This window comes from Arcicella rigui (assembly GCF_034929435.1).
In the GTDB taxonomy this organism is placed as follows: domain Bacteria; phylum Bacteroidota; class Bacteroidia; order Cytophagales; family Spirosomataceae; genus Arcicella; species Arcicella rigui.
On the sequence record NZ_JAYFUM010000010.1, the window covers coordinates 151,862 to 167,353 of the forward strand.

16 protein-coding genes are annotated in these 15,492 nt (G+C 35.3%); 6 read left to right on the forward strand and 10 right to left on the reverse strand.

The window, feature by feature from the left end:
- Positions 1 to 30: 30 nt before the first annotated feature.
- Positions 31 to 1,005: a LiaI-LiaF-like domain-containing protein gene (locus VB248_RS10410; protein ID WP_323296706.1), complete on the forward strand. Its 975-nt coding sequence runs from the start codon at positions 31 to 33 to the stop codon at positions 1,003 to 1,005.
- Positions 1,006 to 1,046: 41 nt separating this feature from the next.
- On the opposite strand, the gene mce is transcribed toward VB248_RS10410, so the two are convergent.
- From mce to VB248_RS10425, 3 genes are all read right to left on the reverse strand, one after another.
- Positions 1,047 to 1,451, reverse strand: coding sequence for a methylmalonyl-CoA epimerase (gene mce, locus VB248_RS10415; RefSeq protein ID WP_323296707.1), 405 nt, complete (start codon positions 1,449 to 1,451; stop codon positions 1,047 to 1,049).
- A gap of 105 nt (positions 1,452 to 1,556) precedes the next feature.
- Entirely contained in the window at positions 1,557 to 1,751 is a 195-nt protein-coding gene (locus VB248_RS10420) for a cold-shock protein (RefSeq protein WP_184132988.1), read from the reverse strand.
- Between the two features lie 347 nt (positions 1,752 to 2,098).
- The gene (locus VB248_RS10425) at positions 2,099 to 2,293 is read right to left on the reverse strand and encodes a cold-shock protein (protein ID WP_323296708.1); all 195 of its coding nucleotides are present in this window, start codon (positions 2,291 to 2,293) and stop codon (positions 2,099 to 2,101) included.
- 472 nt (positions 2,294 to 2,765) lie between these two features.
- Here VB248_RS10425 and VB248_RS10430 point away from each other — a divergent pair, with 472 nt between their 5' ends.
- A complete protein-coding gene (locus VB248_RS10430) occupies positions 2,766 to 2,987 on the forward strand; it encodes a PspC domain-containing protein (protein WP_323296775.1) in 222 nt (73 codons plus the stop codon).
- A 1-nt stretch (position 2,988) separates the two neighbouring features.
- Here VB248_RS10430 and VB248_RS10435 read toward each other — a convergent pair whose 3' ends face one another.
- Positions 2,989 to 3,999 (reverse strand): glycosyltransferase family 2 protein, encoded by a 1,011-nt coding sequence (locus VB248_RS10435; protein ID WP_323296709.1) that lies wholly within the window; start codon positions 3,997 to 3,999, stop codon positions 2,989 to 2,991.
- A 214-nt stretch (positions 4,000 to 4,213) separates the two neighbouring features.
- On the opposite strand from VB248_RS10435, the gene VB248_RS10440 reads away from it, so the two are divergent.
- A complete protein-coding gene (locus tag VB248_RS10440; RefSeq protein WP_323296710.1) occupies positions 4,214 to 5,869 on the forward strand; it encodes an APC family permease in 1,656 nt (551 codons plus the stop codon).
- Positions 5,870 to 5,954: 85 nt separating this feature from the next.
- Here the strand turns inward: VB248_RS10440 and VB248_RS10445 are convergent, their stop codons facing one another.
- The 5 genes from VB248_RS10445 to panC form a co-directional block, all read right to left on the reverse strand.
- Entirely contained in the window at positions 5,955 to 6,650 is a 696-nt protein-coding gene (locus tag VB248_RS10445; RefSeq protein WP_323296711.1) for a zinc metallopeptidase, read from the reverse strand.
- 5 nt (positions 6,651 to 6,655) lie between these two features.
- Positions 6,656 to 7,132 carry a D-glycero-beta-D-manno-heptose 1-phosphate adenylyltransferase gene (gene rfaE2, locus VB248_RS10450; RefSeq protein ID WP_323296712.1) on the reverse strand — a complete coding sequence of 159 codons (477 nt, stop codon included), beginning with the start codon at positions 7,130 to 7,132 and terminating at the stop codon, positions 6,656 to 6,658.
- Complete coding sequence (locus VB248_RS10455) at positions 7,125 to 8,096, reverse strand: lysylphosphatidylglycerol synthase transmembrane domain-containing protein (RefSeq protein ID WP_323296713.1); 972 nt, start codon at positions 8,094 to 8,096, stop codon at positions 7,125 to 7,127. Before VB248_RS10455 ends, rfaE2 begins: the two co-directional genes overlap by 8 nt.
- A gap of 194 nt (positions 8,097 to 8,290) precedes the next feature.
- Positions 8,291 to 8,641, reverse strand: a complete 351-nt coding sequence (panD, locus tag VB248_RS10460; protein WP_323296714.1) for an aspartate 1-decarboxylase — start codon at positions 8,639 to 8,641, stop codon at positions 8,291 to 8,293.
- 101 nt (positions 8,642 to 8,742) lie between these two features.
- Positions 8,743 to 9,579 (reverse strand): pantoate--beta-alanine ligase, encoded by an 837-nt coding sequence (panC, locus tag VB248_RS10465; RefSeq protein ID WP_323296715.1) that lies wholly within the window; start codon positions 9,577 to 9,579, stop codon positions 8,743 to 8,745.
- A gap of 328 nt (positions 9,580 to 9,907) precedes the next feature.
- Here panC and VB248_RS10470 point away from each other — a divergent pair, with 328 nt between their 5' ends.
- The 3 genes from VB248_RS10470 to glmS all read left to right on the forward strand — a co-directional run bounded on the left by VB248_RS10470 (position 9,908) and on the right by glmS (position 14,189).
- Complete coding sequence (locus VB248_RS10470; RefSeq protein ID WP_323296716.1) at positions 9,908 to 10,717, forward strand: glycogen/starch synthase; 810 nt, start codon at positions 9,908 to 9,910, stop codon at positions 10,715 to 10,717.
- The gene (locus VB248_RS10475) at positions 10,629 to 12,191 is read left to right on the forward strand and encodes a DUF4270 family protein (protein WP_323296717.1); all 1,563 of its coding nucleotides are present in this window, start codon (positions 10,629 to 10,631) and stop codon (positions 12,189 to 12,191) included. Before VB248_RS10470 ends, VB248_RS10475 begins: the two co-directional genes overlap by 89 nt.
- Positions 12,192 to 12,353: 162 nt before the next feature.
- Positions 12,354 to 14,189 carry a glutamine--fructose-6-phosphate transaminase (isomerizing) gene (gene glmS, locus VB248_RS10480; protein ID WP_323296718.1) on the forward strand — a complete coding sequence of 612 codons (1,836 nt, stop codon included), beginning with the start codon at positions 12,354 to 12,356 and terminating at the stop codon, positions 14,187 to 14,189.
- A gap of 551 nt (positions 14,190 to 14,740) precedes the next feature.
- Here glmS and VB248_RS10485 read toward each other — a convergent pair.
- Positions 14,741 to 15,481: a hypothetical protein gene (locus VB248_RS10485; protein ID WP_323296719.1), complete on the reverse strand. Its 741-nt coding sequence runs from the start codon at positions 15,479 to 15,481 to the stop codon at positions 14,741 to 14,743.
- Positions 15,482 to 15,492: the final 11 nt, after the last annotated feature.

Consider the following 15,492-nt stretch of genomic DNA (forward strand, 5'->3'; position numbering starts at 1 on the left):
AAGTATCTAAAACACATAAATCCTTTAACCATGAATTCTAAAAGTTTATTTTCTGGCGGATTTTTAATTCTCCTCGGCTTGCTCTTTCTCGGAAAAGAGTTTGGCTGGTTTCATATCAATTGGCATGAAATCTCAAGACTATGGCCACTCTTATTAATTTACTTGGGCTTAGTAGCGTTCTTGGGAAAAAGTAGCCGCTCGGCAACAGTAGTAACCATTGTACTTTTATGTGTTGCTATTCCAACGGTACTTATCAGAAGTTGTCAAGAAAAAGTAGAAACAGCCTTCAACGACCACGATATTCATATCGGAACGGACGAAAATGAAGACGATAATAACAATGATGACAACGAAGATAATGAGGATTACAGCAATCGAGAATCGCAACAGCGACTTGTAGAAGCAATGAATCCATTAATCAAAAATGCTAAATTTGATTTTTCGGGAGGTGCTGCTGAATTCATCATCAAAGGTACTTCTAAAGATTTAGTAGAAGCTGATGCTGACCTAAATTTTGGCAATATCTCTTTGAAAAAGACAGGAGATTCTACCAACCCTGATATTAAATTTGCTTTGAAAGGTAAAAAAGACCACATCAATTTTAGTGACGACAATCACAACAAAATTAATTTAAAACTTAATCCATCAGTACTTTGGGATATGAGTTTTGAGTTTGGTGCAGGAAAAGCAGATTTTGATTTAAGTGACTATAAAATCAAGCATTTATCTATCAAAACTGGTGTTACTGAAACAGACGTAAAATTGGGTGATAAAGTCAATAATTTGGATGTGCAAGTTGAATCAGGTTTAACGTCAATAGAGTTCAATATTCCCGAGTCAGTGGGTTGTAGAATTGATGTTGATGGAGGTTTAAACTCAAAAGATTTTGATGGGTTTATTCAGAAAAATGGACATTGGGAAACCCCTAATTTCGAGAAATCCACCAAAAAAATCAATATCAACTTTGATGGTGGATTACAAGAATTGAAAGTAAAAAGATATTAAGAAGTATTAGGCTGGTTTGATTGATGTTCAATTAAGCCAGCCTAATCTATATTTTGGCAAAGTTCTACCAATACAGAATTTGTCCCTTTCGGATGCAGAAAACACACCAATTTATTATCAGCTCCCGGTTTTGGCACTTCATTCAACAAAGTAAATCCTTCATTTTTCAAGCGTTCCATTTCGGTATAAATATTCTCAACCTCGAAAGCAAGATGATGAATACCTTCGCCTTTTTTCTCAATAAATTTTGTAATCGGACTCTCGGGACTTGTACCTTCAAGTAATTCAATTTTTGTTTTTCCAACTTGAAAAAAAGAAGTCATTACGCCCTCAGAGGCAACTCCCTCCTCTTTATAAGGTTTTACGCCCAAAAGTTTGGTGAAAAGTTCATTGGATACTGCCAAATCTTTGACAGCAATACCAATATGTTCAACTTGTGTCATCATAAAAATTTGATTGGTTTTGTTTTGTTATTATTTGCGAAAATAGCCAAAAAACAAAAACCCCAACCTAAAGGCAGGGGTTTTAAATGACTATCTATCTAAAAAAAATTAGATTCTCTTTACATTCACAGCATTTAAGCCACGCTTTCCTTCTTGTACGTCGAAAGAAACAGAGTCATTTTCACGAATCGTTGTTCCAGATAATCCAGTTACGTGAACAAAGATTTCTTCATTAGACTCGTCATCAACGATAAATCCAAAACCTTTAGATTCGTTGAAAAATTTAACTTTACCAGTTTGCATAAAAATTGATATAAAAAAAAATTAAAAAAAAATAAAAATACTATCGGTTTGTTCTGATTATACTGGTATCAATATATGCAAAACTAATATGTTAAAATCTTTTAGGTAAAAGATTTATCTCGCTTTCGTAAATATACGCTGTTTTATTCTCGGATATGAAAATAATATATTAACCTAAAATTAGAATTCTACTTAAAAAATTCTTACAACATAGCAAACAGTTTCTCAAATAAGTTCTGCTACATCTGTAATGAAACCAAAACTTTTAATAATTCAACAAATTTTACTCGTACTGAACTTTACTCTACAATTCGATTGTTCGAATTAATTCACAGCACTTGATTACACTACAATTTCTTAACATTAGCAGCGTTAAGACCTCTTTTTCCTTCAACGATATCGAATGACACTTTGTCATCTTGGCGTAAATGAATACCACCTAAAGCTGTTACGTGAACGAAAATCTCTTGTCCACTTGCACTGTCAACGATAAAGCCGAAGCCTTTGCTTTCATTAAAAAATTTAACTGTTCCTGTTTGCATGACGTAAAAAAGAATGGTTGATAATGATACACAAGTTTGCATCTGGGTAAAGTATGCAATTTACCTTTTGCAAATTAATAGCCCTAAAAGTCTAAGATTGATACTGGTAGTATTGTGATAATCAAGGAGAATGTGAATCTAAGGGAAGCAACGGACTCTTGAAAACTAATTACTTTGCATTAAAAAACTTGGCACTCTTTTTACTATTAATGCTCAAATGTAAGTATAATTTTGTGTATTCCTATTTTTAACTCGTTTTTTTTTTGAAACAAAAATTTAAAATATAACTATATTTATAATATTTTGTAAATTTTCACCATTCTTTAAGATTAAAATAGTATTAGTCTTCATTTTTAACTTTTTATAAAAAAATAAATATTTTGACTTACGGTGAAAACAAAGTAACTTTATGTGAGTTTTATCCTGTAATTGATTAATATTCAGAAATTTACTTTCGACTACCATGACAAACATTCTAAAATTGAAGTACTTTGTAGAGCATCATGTATTTGGTGTTTGTACTCGTATTGGTGAAAAGCTTGGTATCTCTACCAGCAGCATTCGCTTATATTTTGTTTATGTTTCCTTCATCACGGTTGGCTCTCCGATTATCATTTATTTAGTACTGGCTTTTTGGATGAACATTCGCCGTCATCTTCGTCAGTGTAATCATCCTACCGTTTGGGAACTTTAAACTAAAACTTCGGTAAATCTTTAAACTTCTTTTTTCCTTTTACGAAGTAGTGCCAAATTATCTTTTCAGGAAATATAGCTTTAATGTTATTTCTTTTCTGGATTGATATTCTTTTATTGTGCCATTTACGGATATTAGCATAAAAATCGAAATGAGCCTTTACTACTGCCCAACAGTCTTGCCAAGTATCAAAAAATAAAAACTTTGCTCCCGCAACACCATCCAAGACAAGTCGCAAGAAAATTGCTTTTGCAAAACCTTTGTCAGGATGGTTTTTATACAACATTGCTAAACCATTTCTGAAATTCAAAAAAGTTTTATACGGATTTGATTTATGCAAAGTACCACCGCCAACATGATATACTTCTGATTCGCCACAAACGAATACTTGGTAGCCTGCGTGGTGCATTCTCCAACAAAGGTCAATCTCTTCCATGTGAGCGAAGAAATCACCATCAAAGCCACCTACTTGATGAAATATTTCGGCTCTGACAAACATACAAGCACCCGTTGCCCAGAACACTTCTTGATTATTGTTGAACTGCCCTAAATCTTCTTCTAAATCTAAGAAAATCCTTCCTCTACAAAAAGGGTAGCCGAGATGGTCGATAAAACCGCCTGCCGCACCTGCGTACTCAAAGTGAGTTTTCTGATGAAAGGCTTTAATTTTGGGCTGACAAGCTGCAATTGTCGGGTTTTTCTTCATCAAATCAATAATTGGCTCAATCCAGTTTGGCGTTACTTCCACATCTGAATTTAACAAAACATAATACTCTGCTTCAATCTGACTAAGGGCTTCGTTGTAGCCTTGAGCAAATCCATGATTTTCTGAAAGAGCAATCACTTTTACTTCAGGGAAATTTGTCTTCAATAATTCTAATGACTTATCTGTCGAGGCGTTATCAGCTACGTAAATCGCTGCATTTGAAGAGTTTTGAATAACGGAAGGTAAAAAATCAGTTAAGTGTTTTTGTCCATTATAATTTAAAATGACAACTGCAATTTGATTCATAAAGTTATTTTAGCTATTTTAGAGCTAATTCCAAATCTGTGTTTAATTAATTTCACGCTTATTTCATGAAATTAACCTTCTAAAAATTCAATACGTTTAATTATGTTAGCTTACAAAGTTAAGTCGATTTTTTGAAAAAGAACCGAACACAAATTATTGTAATTCAAATAACCCCAATTAAAGCTTTGTCAACAAGCAATAACACCAAACTATTATGATAAATAATTCAATTTTCAGGCGTAAATCCATTCAAAACGTTTTAAAACAGAATGATGATTCACACGGCGGCGGTGGTTTAGTAAAAATTCTCGGAGTAAGAGACCTTACAGCCTTTGGCGTAGCGGCAATTATCGGTGCTGGTATTTTTAGTACAATTGGTAGAGCAAGTTTTGAAGGTGGCCCCGCAGTATCTTTACTTTTTGTCTTTGTGTCTATCGCCTGTATTTTTACGGCTCTTTGTTATGCTCAGTTTGCTTCAATGGTTCCTGTTTCGGGAAGTGCCTATACTTATGCTTATGTTTCTTTCGGTGAAATATTTGCTTGGATAATTGGTTGGGCTTTGATTCTTGAATATGCTGTTTCAAATATGGTAGTGGCAATTTCTTGGTCGGAGTACTTTGTGGGAATGCTCGCAGGTTTCGGCATCAATTTTCCTGATTATCTGACAATTGACTACGGTACAGCTCATCGGGCATTTTTAGCGAGCCAAAACGCTTCCGCAACTTTAACTGATGCTGATTTGTTTGCCGCAAAAGCCTATGAGCACGCTCCTATTTTAGGTAGTTTTAAATTTTTAATTGACCTTCCAGCTGGTGTAATTACGATTTTAGTAACCTCATTGGTTTATGTAGGAATGAAAGAATCGAGAACTGCCAGTAACTTTTTAGTGGTTCTAAAATTACTTGTAATATTATTAGTGATTTCGGTAGGTGCTTTTTATATCAAACCCGAAAACTGGTCACCTTTTGCACCGAATGGAGCTCAGGGAGTTTTGGGGGGAGTTGCCTCTGTTTTCTTTGCTTTTATTGGTTTCGATTCTATTTCAACTACGGCTGAAGAATGTAAGAACCCTCAAAGAGATTTACCAAGAGCCATGATTTATTGCTTAGTAATTTGTGCGGTACTTTATGTTTGCATTACCTTGGTTTTGACAGGAATGGTAAATTATACTGAATTAAAAGTAGATGACCCATTGGCCTATGTATTCCAAAAAATTGGCTTCAACTTTATGGCAGGTGTTATTTCTGTTTCTGCCGTAGTGGCTATTACAAGTGCTTTGTTGGTGTATCAAATGGGACAGCCAAGAATATGGATGGCAATGAGTCGTGATGGATTACTTTGGAAACGTTTTTCTGAAATTCACCCTAAATTCAAAACACCAAGTTTTGCTACTATTATTACGGGTTTGGTGGTAGCTATCCCTTCGTTGTTTTTGGATATGGGCTTTTTTGTTGACTTAACCAGTGTGGGTACTTTCTTTGCCTTTATTTTAGTTTGTGGTGGCGTTTTGTACTTAGACTATCAGGGTTTATCTAAAGATGCAAAATTTAAGATTCCTTATTTGAATGGACAGTATTTGGTAGGAATATTATTCGTCATTACTATCAGTTTTGTATTTTATGAAAACAAACTTTTTAGTGAAATTCACGAAAAACCTTTACTGGTAGTATTTTGGCTTACTTGGTTAGTTTTGTCAGTATTGGCTTATATGCACAAATTTTCAATGTTACCTGTTTTAGGTGTTTTGACCAATTTGTACTTAATGACCGAATTAGGTATTACAAACTGGACAATCTTTATCATTTGGTTGGCAATTGGTTTAGTGATTTACTTCATGTATGGTTACAAACACAGTAAATTATCGAAATAATTGTTGTATATCATTTATCATCAAAAAAGCCTTTCAAGAGTATTGAAAGGCTTTTTTGATTGCGGTATTTTACTCTTGATTTTCTTTAATCGTCACTTCGTCTGCCACCAGAAAGTAGCGACATATAGTAAAGTAACTGAGCTAACATTCCTAAAGCTGCTGCTACGTAAGTCATAGCTGCCCACCAAAGAGCGTCTTTTGCCATTTCGTGTTCACGTTGAGTTACGATATTTCTTTCACTCATCCAAGCTAAAGCTCTTCTTGAAGCATCAAATTCTACGGGTAAAGTAATGAAACTAAACAAAGTAGCCAAAGCAAACATTGCTACGCCGATTGTTAAAACTAATTTATTTCCTGTTGAGTACAACAACATCATACCAATCATCAAGGCAATTGGCATAAAATTGTTAGCGATACTTAAAACAGGTACCATCGCACTACGAAACTCTAACATCGAATAAGCTCTTGCGTGTTGAACCGCATGACCGCACTCGTGAGAGGCAACTGCCGCAGCCGAAGCACTTCTACCATAATAAACATCTGGGCTTAGGTTTACGGTTTTGTCAGATGGATTATAGTGGTCTGTTAATTGCCCTTCTACCGAAATGATTCTTACATCATAAATACCATTATCACGCAACATTTTTTCAGCGATTTCTCTTCCTGAAAGTCCATTGGCTAAACCAATTTCAGAGTATTGTTGAAATTTGCTTTTTAATCTCCATTGCACGAACATCCCGATTCCTGCAAAAACTAAAGTAATTAAATATATGCCTATCATAGCTATTAAATTTGTTTAATTTTCTCTATTAATGAAGTAGTTGAATAGCCTTTTACCAAAGGAATTGTCTTTACTTCCCCTCCTTTTCCTATAACGAAATCTGCTCCTACAATAGTTTCAACTGTATAATCATCTCCTTTCACTAAAATATCAGGTTTTACTTCTTCAATTAAAGTGAGCGGTGTGGGTTCGTCAAAAAGTACAACAGCATCTACAAATTCAAATGCCGACATCATTCTTGCACGAGCATACTCGTTCACTACGGGGCGACTTTCTCCTTTCAAACGTTTTACAGAAGCATCGGTATTTAAGCCAAGTACCAATCTGTTGCCTAAATTTCGGGCTTTTTCTAAATAATCAATATGCCCTAAATGAACAATATCAAAACAACCATTTGTAAAGACAATCTTTTCGCCTTTACTCTGCCAAGCCTTTACTCTTTCGATGGCTTCGCCGAGGCTTACAATTTTATTTTCAGTCATTAGTTTTCGGTTTTATAAATAAAGTAATCAGGAAACTCAAAGCACCTAATGCCAATAAAGTAATCATTTGCGAGCCATGAATAAATGTAGCCAACATAATTCCATCTTTTTGAGGTAAGCCATAAAGTACCAAAGCATTTCCAACTAAAAAATGGAATGGACCAATACCGCCTTGTGTAGGAGCTGCCATTCCGAAAGAACCCATCGTAAGTACCGTTAAGCCAGCCAACAAACCTAAATGGGCTGTTTGTGGAATAGCAAAGAAAAGTACATAAGCCGAAAGCAAATACATCACCCAAATTGTGATAGAATAAACCACAAAAGCAATGGGGTTTTCGAGGTGGCGGACACTCATCAAACCATCTAAAAGTCCGTTGATAAAAGTAATGATTTTACTAAGAAACGGCACAGTAGAAAGTTGTTCTTGGTATTTTCTGAAAAAATAAATACCTACGATACCCCCCACAAACAAAAAAGCCAGTAAGCCCAAAAGTATGTAAACTTTAGAAGCAAACTGTTCCATGAAGAAATTTTGTAGTTTGTTAAATTCAAAAATTAAATTGAGTGTAAGTACGATTAGCAAACTGATTAAATCAAAAATTCGCTCGGTAAGTACTGTTCCAAAAGATTTTTCAAAAGGGATATTGTCGGTTTTTCTCAAACTGCCACAACGAGAAACTTCGCCCATTCGGGGAATGATGTAATTGGCAAAATAACCTATAAAAATGGCTAAAGTAGTATTAAAGAGCGAAGGCTGATAGCCAAGTGGTTTCATTAAAATTCTCCAACGAGCAGCACGACTCACGTGGGCGGTCATGGCAAACAAAGCCGAAAGCAAAAGCCATCTATAATCAGCATTGGCGAATTGGTCGAGCATTTCAGACAAACTAATGTCTTTGAAGACAAACCAAAGTAAAGCACCAGCCAAAACCAGCGAAACGGTGTACTGAAGAATCTTTTTCATAATAGAAGTCAACAAAAGAGGTTTAGAGTATCGGTATAATTTATCTTAAATATTTAATAGCTTAATACCGATACTCAATCAAACAAAGCAAATACAAAATTAAGAATGTTGAATTATGAGTTAAGTTTTAAATTTAAACAATTGATGATAAGGTTCTTCTTTTATCATTCATCACTCATAATTCATATCTCTTATCAGCCTACTAATCTATTGTTATCATCAGGAAAAACCAAACTTGGTTTGTGAACACGAGCCTCCTCGGCAGTCATCATTGCGTAGGCAATAATAATAACAATATCACCAATCTGAGCTCTTCGAGCTGCCGCACCATTTAAACAAACCATTCCAGAACCACGCTCACCTTTGATAACATAAGTCTCAAATCGTTCGCCGTTATTATTGTTTACAATTTGTACTTTTTCGTTCTCAATCAAATTGGCAGCGTCCATTAAATCTTCGTCGATAGTGACACTCCCTACATAATTCAACTCCGCTTGAGTAATTTTTACCCGATGGAGTTTAGATTTCATAACATGAAGAAACATAACAAAATTTTAAAATCGTGGAATAACAAATGGTTCACACCACTTGTCAATGAAAGTACAAAGATAAGGTATTTTTACCGCTTGTTTGGTTGCTCATTATTTCAAATAATTACATTATCTATCAAACGAGTTTTGCCTAAATAAGCTGCAATACACAAAGCTGTTTTCCCTTCTGAAAGTTCCTCGACGGGTAATAATGTTTCAAAATCTGAAATTTCAAAATACTCTAACTCAATCCCATCCGTAGAAGCAAAGTAATCGTCAATCGCTTTTTTCACTACTTGTGCAGGTTGAGTTCTGAGTTGTTGGCTGGCTTGTTGAAGTGCTTTATAAATGGCAGGAGCTAAAGCCCGCTGTTCGGTTGAAAGGTTTCTATTTCGTGACGACATCGCCAAACCATCTTGCTCTCTTTGCGTCGGACAAATCACTAAATCCAAAGAAAAACTCAAATCACGCACCAAACAATTGATTACAGCACACTGCTGGAGGTCTTTTTGTCCGAAATAAGCTTTTGTTGGCTGAACGATATTGAATAATTTAGCCACCACAATTCCAACGCCGTTAAAATGCCCCGGTCTGAATTTACCTTCCATTACCGTTTCTAAAATTCCAAAATTAAATTTTATGTTAGGTAAACTCGGGTACATTTCGGCGGCACTCGGAGCAAATACTACATCGCATTGTACTTGTTCGAGTAGTTGGCAATCGGCTTCTAAAGTTCTCGGATAAACAGCTAAATCGTCTGGATTATTAAATTGTGTTGGATTCACAAAAATACTGCATACCGTAATATCATTCTGGCTTTTAGCGGTTTGGATAAGCGATAAATGCCCTTCATGCAAAGCTCCCATTGTGGGTACAAAACCAATCGTTTTGGCTTGAAGACGCTCTTTATTGAGGTATGTTTGTAAGGCTTGAATCTCGAAAAATACTTGCATAAATTTGTTTTTTCTCAATGATAATGGACTGAAATGCTACAATAAAAAAATCAAATCTACAAAAAGCCTCTCATTAAAAAGGCTGCAAGACTGCTCAAAACACATTCACGTTTGATTTTTTGTGGAATTTCCATAAAATTTTTATATTTTTGCATAATTTTTATGTGAATCCTTCTTGCTTTGGCTTTCTGTTTGAAACGTTTAAGGGCTGATAATTGGAGTGTTGTTGAATGATTTTATCATTTATGAATAGAAAGAATTTCTTCAACGACTAACATTTTCACTTTAACACTTTTTAACAGCATCAAAGCTCCTAACAACGACAACAATGTCTAAATTGCGTATCCTTTACGTTGCCAGTGAAGTTGACCCTTTTCTCTCTACGACTCAAGTAGCTAATTTTGTTAGAAAACTACCTGCTGCTATGCAGGAAAAAGGGTTTGAAATCAGAATCTTAGTACCTCGTTTTGGGTTAATTAACGAACGTAAAAACCGTCTTCATGAAGTAGTAAGATTATCAGGTTTTACAGTACCTGTTGGTGACGATGATAAACCCGTGACCATCAAAGTAGCGTCTTTGCCATCAGCAAAATTACAGGTATATTTCATAGATAACGAAGACTATTTTCAAAGAAAGTACGTTTTTACCGACAAAGAAGATAAATTCTATGCTGATAACGACGAGCGAGCAATCTTTTTCTGTAAAGGTGCTTTAGAGACTGTAAAGAAATTGGGCTGGTCGCCTGATATTGTACATTGTAATGACTGGATGACAGCTTTGATACCTTTGTATCTAAAAACTACATACAGAAATGACCCAATGTTCAAGGACTCTAAAACGGTGTTTTCTGTATTTAACAGTGAGTTTGCTCATAAATTCGCTTTTGAAGGGCTTTATGAAAAAGTAAAAATGTTGAATGTAGAAGATGATATGCTCGGAAGTTTGGAATCAGCAGATTATCAAGGTTTTGTTAAGATTGGCGTTGAATACGCCGACGTCGTGATTACGATGGAAGAAGAAGTATCAGAGAAATTTAACACTATTTTTAATGAATTACCCGAAAAAAAATTGGAATACGTTCCAGAAGAAAGTATTGACAGCTACTACAATATTTACACAGAATTGGCAAGTGCGTAAAGCATTCATTATTGGTGTTGTCTTTTCTTTTTTCGTATTTCTATCGGCTTGTGAAGACCCTAAAGAAATTGGCTCTGAGATTTTTGTCCAAGATATTGGGCTACTCTACACTGATACGCTTACTGTTGATGCGTCCACTGTTTTGTTGGATTCTATTGCAACATACAGTCCGAATAATATGTTGGTAGGTCGTTTGTCAGACCCAAATTTAGGTACTGTTGAAGCTGCCTGCTACTTTCAAATTGCCAACTTATCATCTGATACTATTCGTTCAGAAGTTGATACAGCCAGCAAGAGTAACGTAAAATGGATTACGTACCCAACGCTAAATGACTCTATTCGTTTTATTTTGCCTTATAGTTTTTATCAAGGCGATACACTACAAAATCAGACTTTCAAATTATATCAGTTTGCTTCAAGCTCAACTTTAGACCCAACTACTGCTTATTATAGCAATAGTGCAGCTCCGACTTTAAAAACTACTCCACTCGGACAATTGACTAATGTAAAAGTTAGACCAATCAGAGATAGCAGAGTAGTTTCTGGAACTACTGGCAAGTATGATTCTTTAGTAATTCCAATTACCGAACCATCTTTTGTGAAGTTTTTGGAAAGCCAAAGAGATGGTGCCAAGAGTGAGGCTTTAGTAGGTACTGGTTTTAAAGATGCGGTAAAAGGTTTTGCTTTGGTTTCAGAAAGTCCCAAAAATGCAGCGATTGTAGGTTTTGCGGCAGGACAAGCAGTACTGAAATTGTATTATCATTATAAATATACTTACACAGTACGAAACAGTGCCGATACAGCCGATAGTACCGTTACCGTAGATACTACCAAAGCAAATAATTTCTATGTAGCTCTCACCAGTTCAGACGGGACTACTTTCAATGCTCGTTTCAATAAAATTACAGCTTCACGCATTGGGGCTTTAACAAAATTAACCAAAGCAGGCGACGGACTATCAACGAAAGATGCCAACAACGAAGCCTACCTACAATTAGGAACAGGTTTGGCAATGAAAGTGAAATTCCCAACTTTGACGAATCTTAAAAATCGTAAAGATATTGCTTTCAACAAAGCTGAATTGGTGTTAGAACCAAAGTCAAACCCCGGAGGATACTCCTTCCCGACAGATTTAGTACTCGTTCAGTCAACCAGTAGTAATCGACCGCTTAGAAGTACCACTACTGGCGAAGGAAGCTTACAGTTTGTTACAGGCGAAGGTACTTCAGCTTCTTATGTAAGCAAGAGTAATTTATACACTTTTAATGTAACCAGTTCTTTACAAAATATTTTAGCAGGACGAATCTCAAATAATGGTTGGATAATTACGCCAACGTTATTTGCCACAAATACAACTACGGGTGTAAGGTCTGTTGCATTAGGAAAAAGTGTATTAGCACAAGAAGTAACCAGAGCTATATTTGATAAAAGTAATATCAAACTCAAAGTATATTATACTTATGTAGCCAAGTAAAAATACCGAAGAGTCCAAAGAAATTTAGAGCATAGTATCATTAAAATGGTGCTACGCTCTTTTTTTTGGCAATATATTACTGATTATTTCTGTACATATTTGTTATGTTTATGTTTTTAATAATAAATTTGGGGAAAATAATAACCAATAAACTATCATTATATGTGTGGCATTGTGGCTTATATTGGGCATCGTGAAGCCTATCCTTTGATTATTAAAGGATTAAAACGTTTAGAATATCGTGGCTATGACAGTTCTGGTATTGCTTTATTAAATGATGGCTTAAACATTTACAAGAAAAAAGGGAAAGTAAAAGACCTTGAAGAAGTTCTTTTAAAAGAAAATTTATCAAGCCACATTGGTATTGGGCATACTCGTTGGGCAACACATGGCGAGCCAAACGATGTAAATGCTCACCCTCATTACTCTGCTTCTCGAAATTTAGCCATTATCCATAATGGTATCATAGAAAACTACTCTTCTATCAAGAAGAATCTTATCAAAAAAGGACATATTTTTTATTCAGATACAGACTCAGAAGTTTTCATTCATTTCATTGAAGATATTCAACAAAATACTGGTTGTTTGTTAGAAGAAGCCGTTCGTTTGGCAATGAAAGAAGTAGTTGGAGCTTATGCTATCGTGATTATGGATGCTACTAACCCTTCTCAATTAATTGCGGCTCGTAAAGGTTCGCCTTTAGTAATTGGTGTTGGCGAAAAAGAATTCTTCTTTGCTTCCGACGCAACACCTATTATTGAATATACCAACGAAGTAGTTTACCTAAACGACTACGAATTGGCAGTAGTACGTGATGGTGAATTGACGGTAAAAAATATAGATAACATCCTTCAGTCTCCTTATATCCAAACCGTAGAATTAGAATTAGAAGCAATCGAAAAAGGTGGTTATGACCATTTCATGCTCAAGGAAATCTATGAGCAACCTCGTTCAGTAGCCGACTGTATGCGTGGTAGAGTAAATGCTGATAATGGACTTTTGGTTTTGGGCGGCCTTCGTGACTATGTTGATAAATTAGCAAAGACCAAACGTATCGTTATCGTAGCTTGTGGCACTTCTTGGCACGCTGGCTTGGTGGCTGAATACATTTTTGAAGAATTGGCTCGTATCAATGTAGAAGTAGAATATGCTTCGGAGTTTCGTTACAGAAATCCAATCATCAAAGAAGGTGATTTTGTCATTGCTATTTCACAGTCTGGCGAAACTGCCGATACTTTGGCAGCGATAGAACTGGCAAAATCAAAAGGAGCTACTATCATTGGTGTTTGTAATGTAGTTGGCTCGTCTATTCCAAGAGCTACACACGCAGGAGCTTACACTCATGCTGGGCCAGAAATTGGAGTAGCTTCCACCAAAGCCTTTACAGCACAAGTAACAGTATTAGCTTTAATGGCAATTGCCGTTGCACGCAAAAAAGGAACTTTGCACGAAGATACTTTCAGAAGATTATTGTTTGAATTAGAAAGAATTCCTTCTAAAATAGAAACAGTTCTGAAAACTGATGAGAAAATTAAAATCATAGCCGAAAAATTTAAAGATGCAAGAAACTTTATTTATTTAGGTCGTGGCTATAATTTCCCAGTGGCTTTAGAAGGAGCTTTAAAACTCAAAGAAATTTCTTATATCCATGCAGAAGGCTATCCAGCGGCAGAAATGAAACATGGGCCAATCGCCTTAATTGACGAAGAAATGCCCGTAGTTTTCATCGCTACCAAAGATAGTTCTTATGAAAAAGTGGTTTCTAATATTCAGGAAGTAAAAGCAAGAAAAGGAAAAGTAATTGCCATCGTTACAGAAGGCGATAAATTGATTCCGACTATGGCAGATTATACCATCGAAATCCCTGCTATGCACGAAGCTCTGATTCCTTTAGTAGCAACGATTCCATTGCAGTTACTTTCGTACCATATTGCTGTACTGAGAGGCTGTAATGTAGATCAACCAAGAAACTTGGCAAAATCGGTAACGGTTGAATAAGTATCAACAAGGCTTATAAATTAAGTGATAGTCCAAATGAAAAAGTCATTAGAAGATATTCCTCTAATGACTTTTCTTATTTAGATAGTACTTCATTATATTAATGTTACGAAAGCCTATTTCTTTATTACAATACTCTATTCTCTTCGTGCGTTGGCTTATTTTCTTTATGCGTTAGTCTATTTCTTCTTTAAGTAAGCCTATTTTCTTAATGTATGTATTTACTTCCTTAATTAATACACTTATTTCCTTCATGAGTAATATTACTTCTACTATGCGTAAAAGAGTTTTCTTGATGCTAAAGCTTATTTCTTTGATAAGACAAACAGTTTCCTTATTGCACTCATCTATTCCCTCTTAGTGCTTAGTTAATGCTAAGTTCGGGCTAAGAATTTCTTTTATACACGCTTTCATTATCATAAAGTGGATTATCTGTTTTTTATAGCAGTAAGGTGTTTCTAATTATTGGTTATCCATTTTTATTCTTAGTAAGCAAGAATCAGCATCAATACGTCTTAGTTCCTAATTGCTCCTCAATGTTTATCAAAAAGCTATCGAAGTTTAATATTTCTAAAAGCTATTCCTTTCACCAAGGTATATTGATAGCTTTGTGTACCATAAACAGATTTAAAATAAGCCTTTACAGCCAAAGCCGTATCTACTAAACCCGTTTTTTCTTGATAAAAAAGTTTCACTCTTTCCATTCTTATCATTGCCCAAGTAGTATGTGCCTGCATGACTGTGGTATTTTTCTCTCTTAATTCACTTAAATAAGCTTCTAATGTCTCTACTTTTAATTCAACTTCATTAGGTTGATACATTGGTTGAGATTTAAGCAAACTTATCATCGCAAAAAGATGCTCTACTAAATAATTAAAACTTAGTTGAGAACTTGAAATCGTTTTGATGTCTTCGGAATTATCCTCCACTCCTACTTTAGCCTTGGAAGCATTAGCACGTTTACCCTGTATTCTTCGATTAATTCTTTTGGCATTATCAATAGTAGAATTGCTTACTCCAGAAATGGCTAAGGAATTCACAATTTTTGTACTCAAACTTTTAAGATGCTTAAAGGCAGATTTCCTAACATAAACTGCACTATTAAAATCTATTCTTTTATGCTCGCATTCTGTAAGAATACGTCTACCTTCCGACGATAGCATTTGTAAATGAGCAATAGACAGAGCAGGATTTGAAGGATTATAAGCTTCTTCCATGGCAGAACAATAGGAAATAAGCTTTTGGAAATTGGCAAGATTAGTAGCATGCCCAGTGTCATGTGTAGTGGACATAGTTTTTTGTT

Excerpts from the sequence above, each read along its gene's own strand:
- VB248_RS10445 (WP_323296711.1), bottom strand. The coding sequence starts at position 6,650 with ATGATAGGCATATATTTAATTACTTTAGTTTTTGCAGGAATCGGGATG.
- panD (WP_323296714.1), bottom strand. The coding sequence starts at position 8,641 with ATGTTTCTTCATGTTATGAAATCTAAACTCCATCGGGTAAAAATTACT.
- VB248_RS10470 (WP_323296716.1), top strand. The coding sequence starts at position 9,908 with ATGTCTAAATTGCGTATCCTTTACGTTGCCAGTGAAGTTGACCCTTTT.
- VB248_RS10475 (WP_323296717.1), top strand. The coding sequence starts at position 10,629 with ATGAATTACCCGAAAAAAAATTGGAATACGTTCCAGAAGAAAGTATTG.
- mce (WP_323296707.1), bottom strand. The coding sequence starts at position 1,451 with ATGATGACACAAGTTGAACATATTGGTATTGCTGTCAAAGATTTGGCA.
- VB248_RS10435 (WP_323296709.1), bottom strand. The coding sequence starts at position 3,999 with ATGAATCAAATTGCAGTTGTCATTTTAAATTATAATGGACAAAAACAC.
- VB248_RS10455 (WP_323296713.1), bottom strand. The coding sequence starts at position 8,096 with ATGAAAAAGATTCTTCAGTACACCGTTTCGCTGGTTTTGGCTGGTGCT.
- panC (WP_323296715.1), bottom strand. The coding sequence starts at position 9,579 with ATGCAAGTATTTTTCGAGATTCAAGCCTTACAAACATACCTCAATAAA.
- rfaE2 (WP_323296712.1), bottom strand. The coding sequence starts at position 7,132 with ATGACTGAAAATAAAATTGTAAGCCTCGGCGAAGCCATCGAAAGAGTA.
- VB248_RS10440 (WP_323296710.1), top strand. The coding sequence starts at position 4,214 with ATGATAAATAATTCAATTTTCAGGCGTAAATCCATTCAAAACGTTTTA.
- glmS (WP_323296718.1), top strand. The coding sequence starts at position 12,354 with ATGTGTGGCATTGTGGCTTATATTGGGCATCGTGAAGCCTATCCTTTG.
- VB248_RS10420 (WP_184132988.1), bottom strand. The coding sequence starts at position 1,751 with ATGCAAACTGGTAAAGTTAAATTTTTCAACGAATCTAAAGGTTTTGGA.
- VB248_RS10410 (WP_323296706.1), top strand. The coding sequence starts at position 31 with ATGAATTCTAAAAGTTTATTTTCTGGCGGATTTTTAATTCTCCTCGGC.
- VB248_RS10425 (WP_323296708.1), bottom strand. The coding sequence starts at position 2,293 with ATGCAAACAGGAACAGTTAAATTTTTTAATGAAAGCAAAGGCTTCGGC.
- VB248_RS10485 (WP_323296719.1), bottom strand. The coding sequence starts at position 15,481 with ATGTCCACTACACATGACACTGGGCATGCTACTAATCTTGCCAATTTC.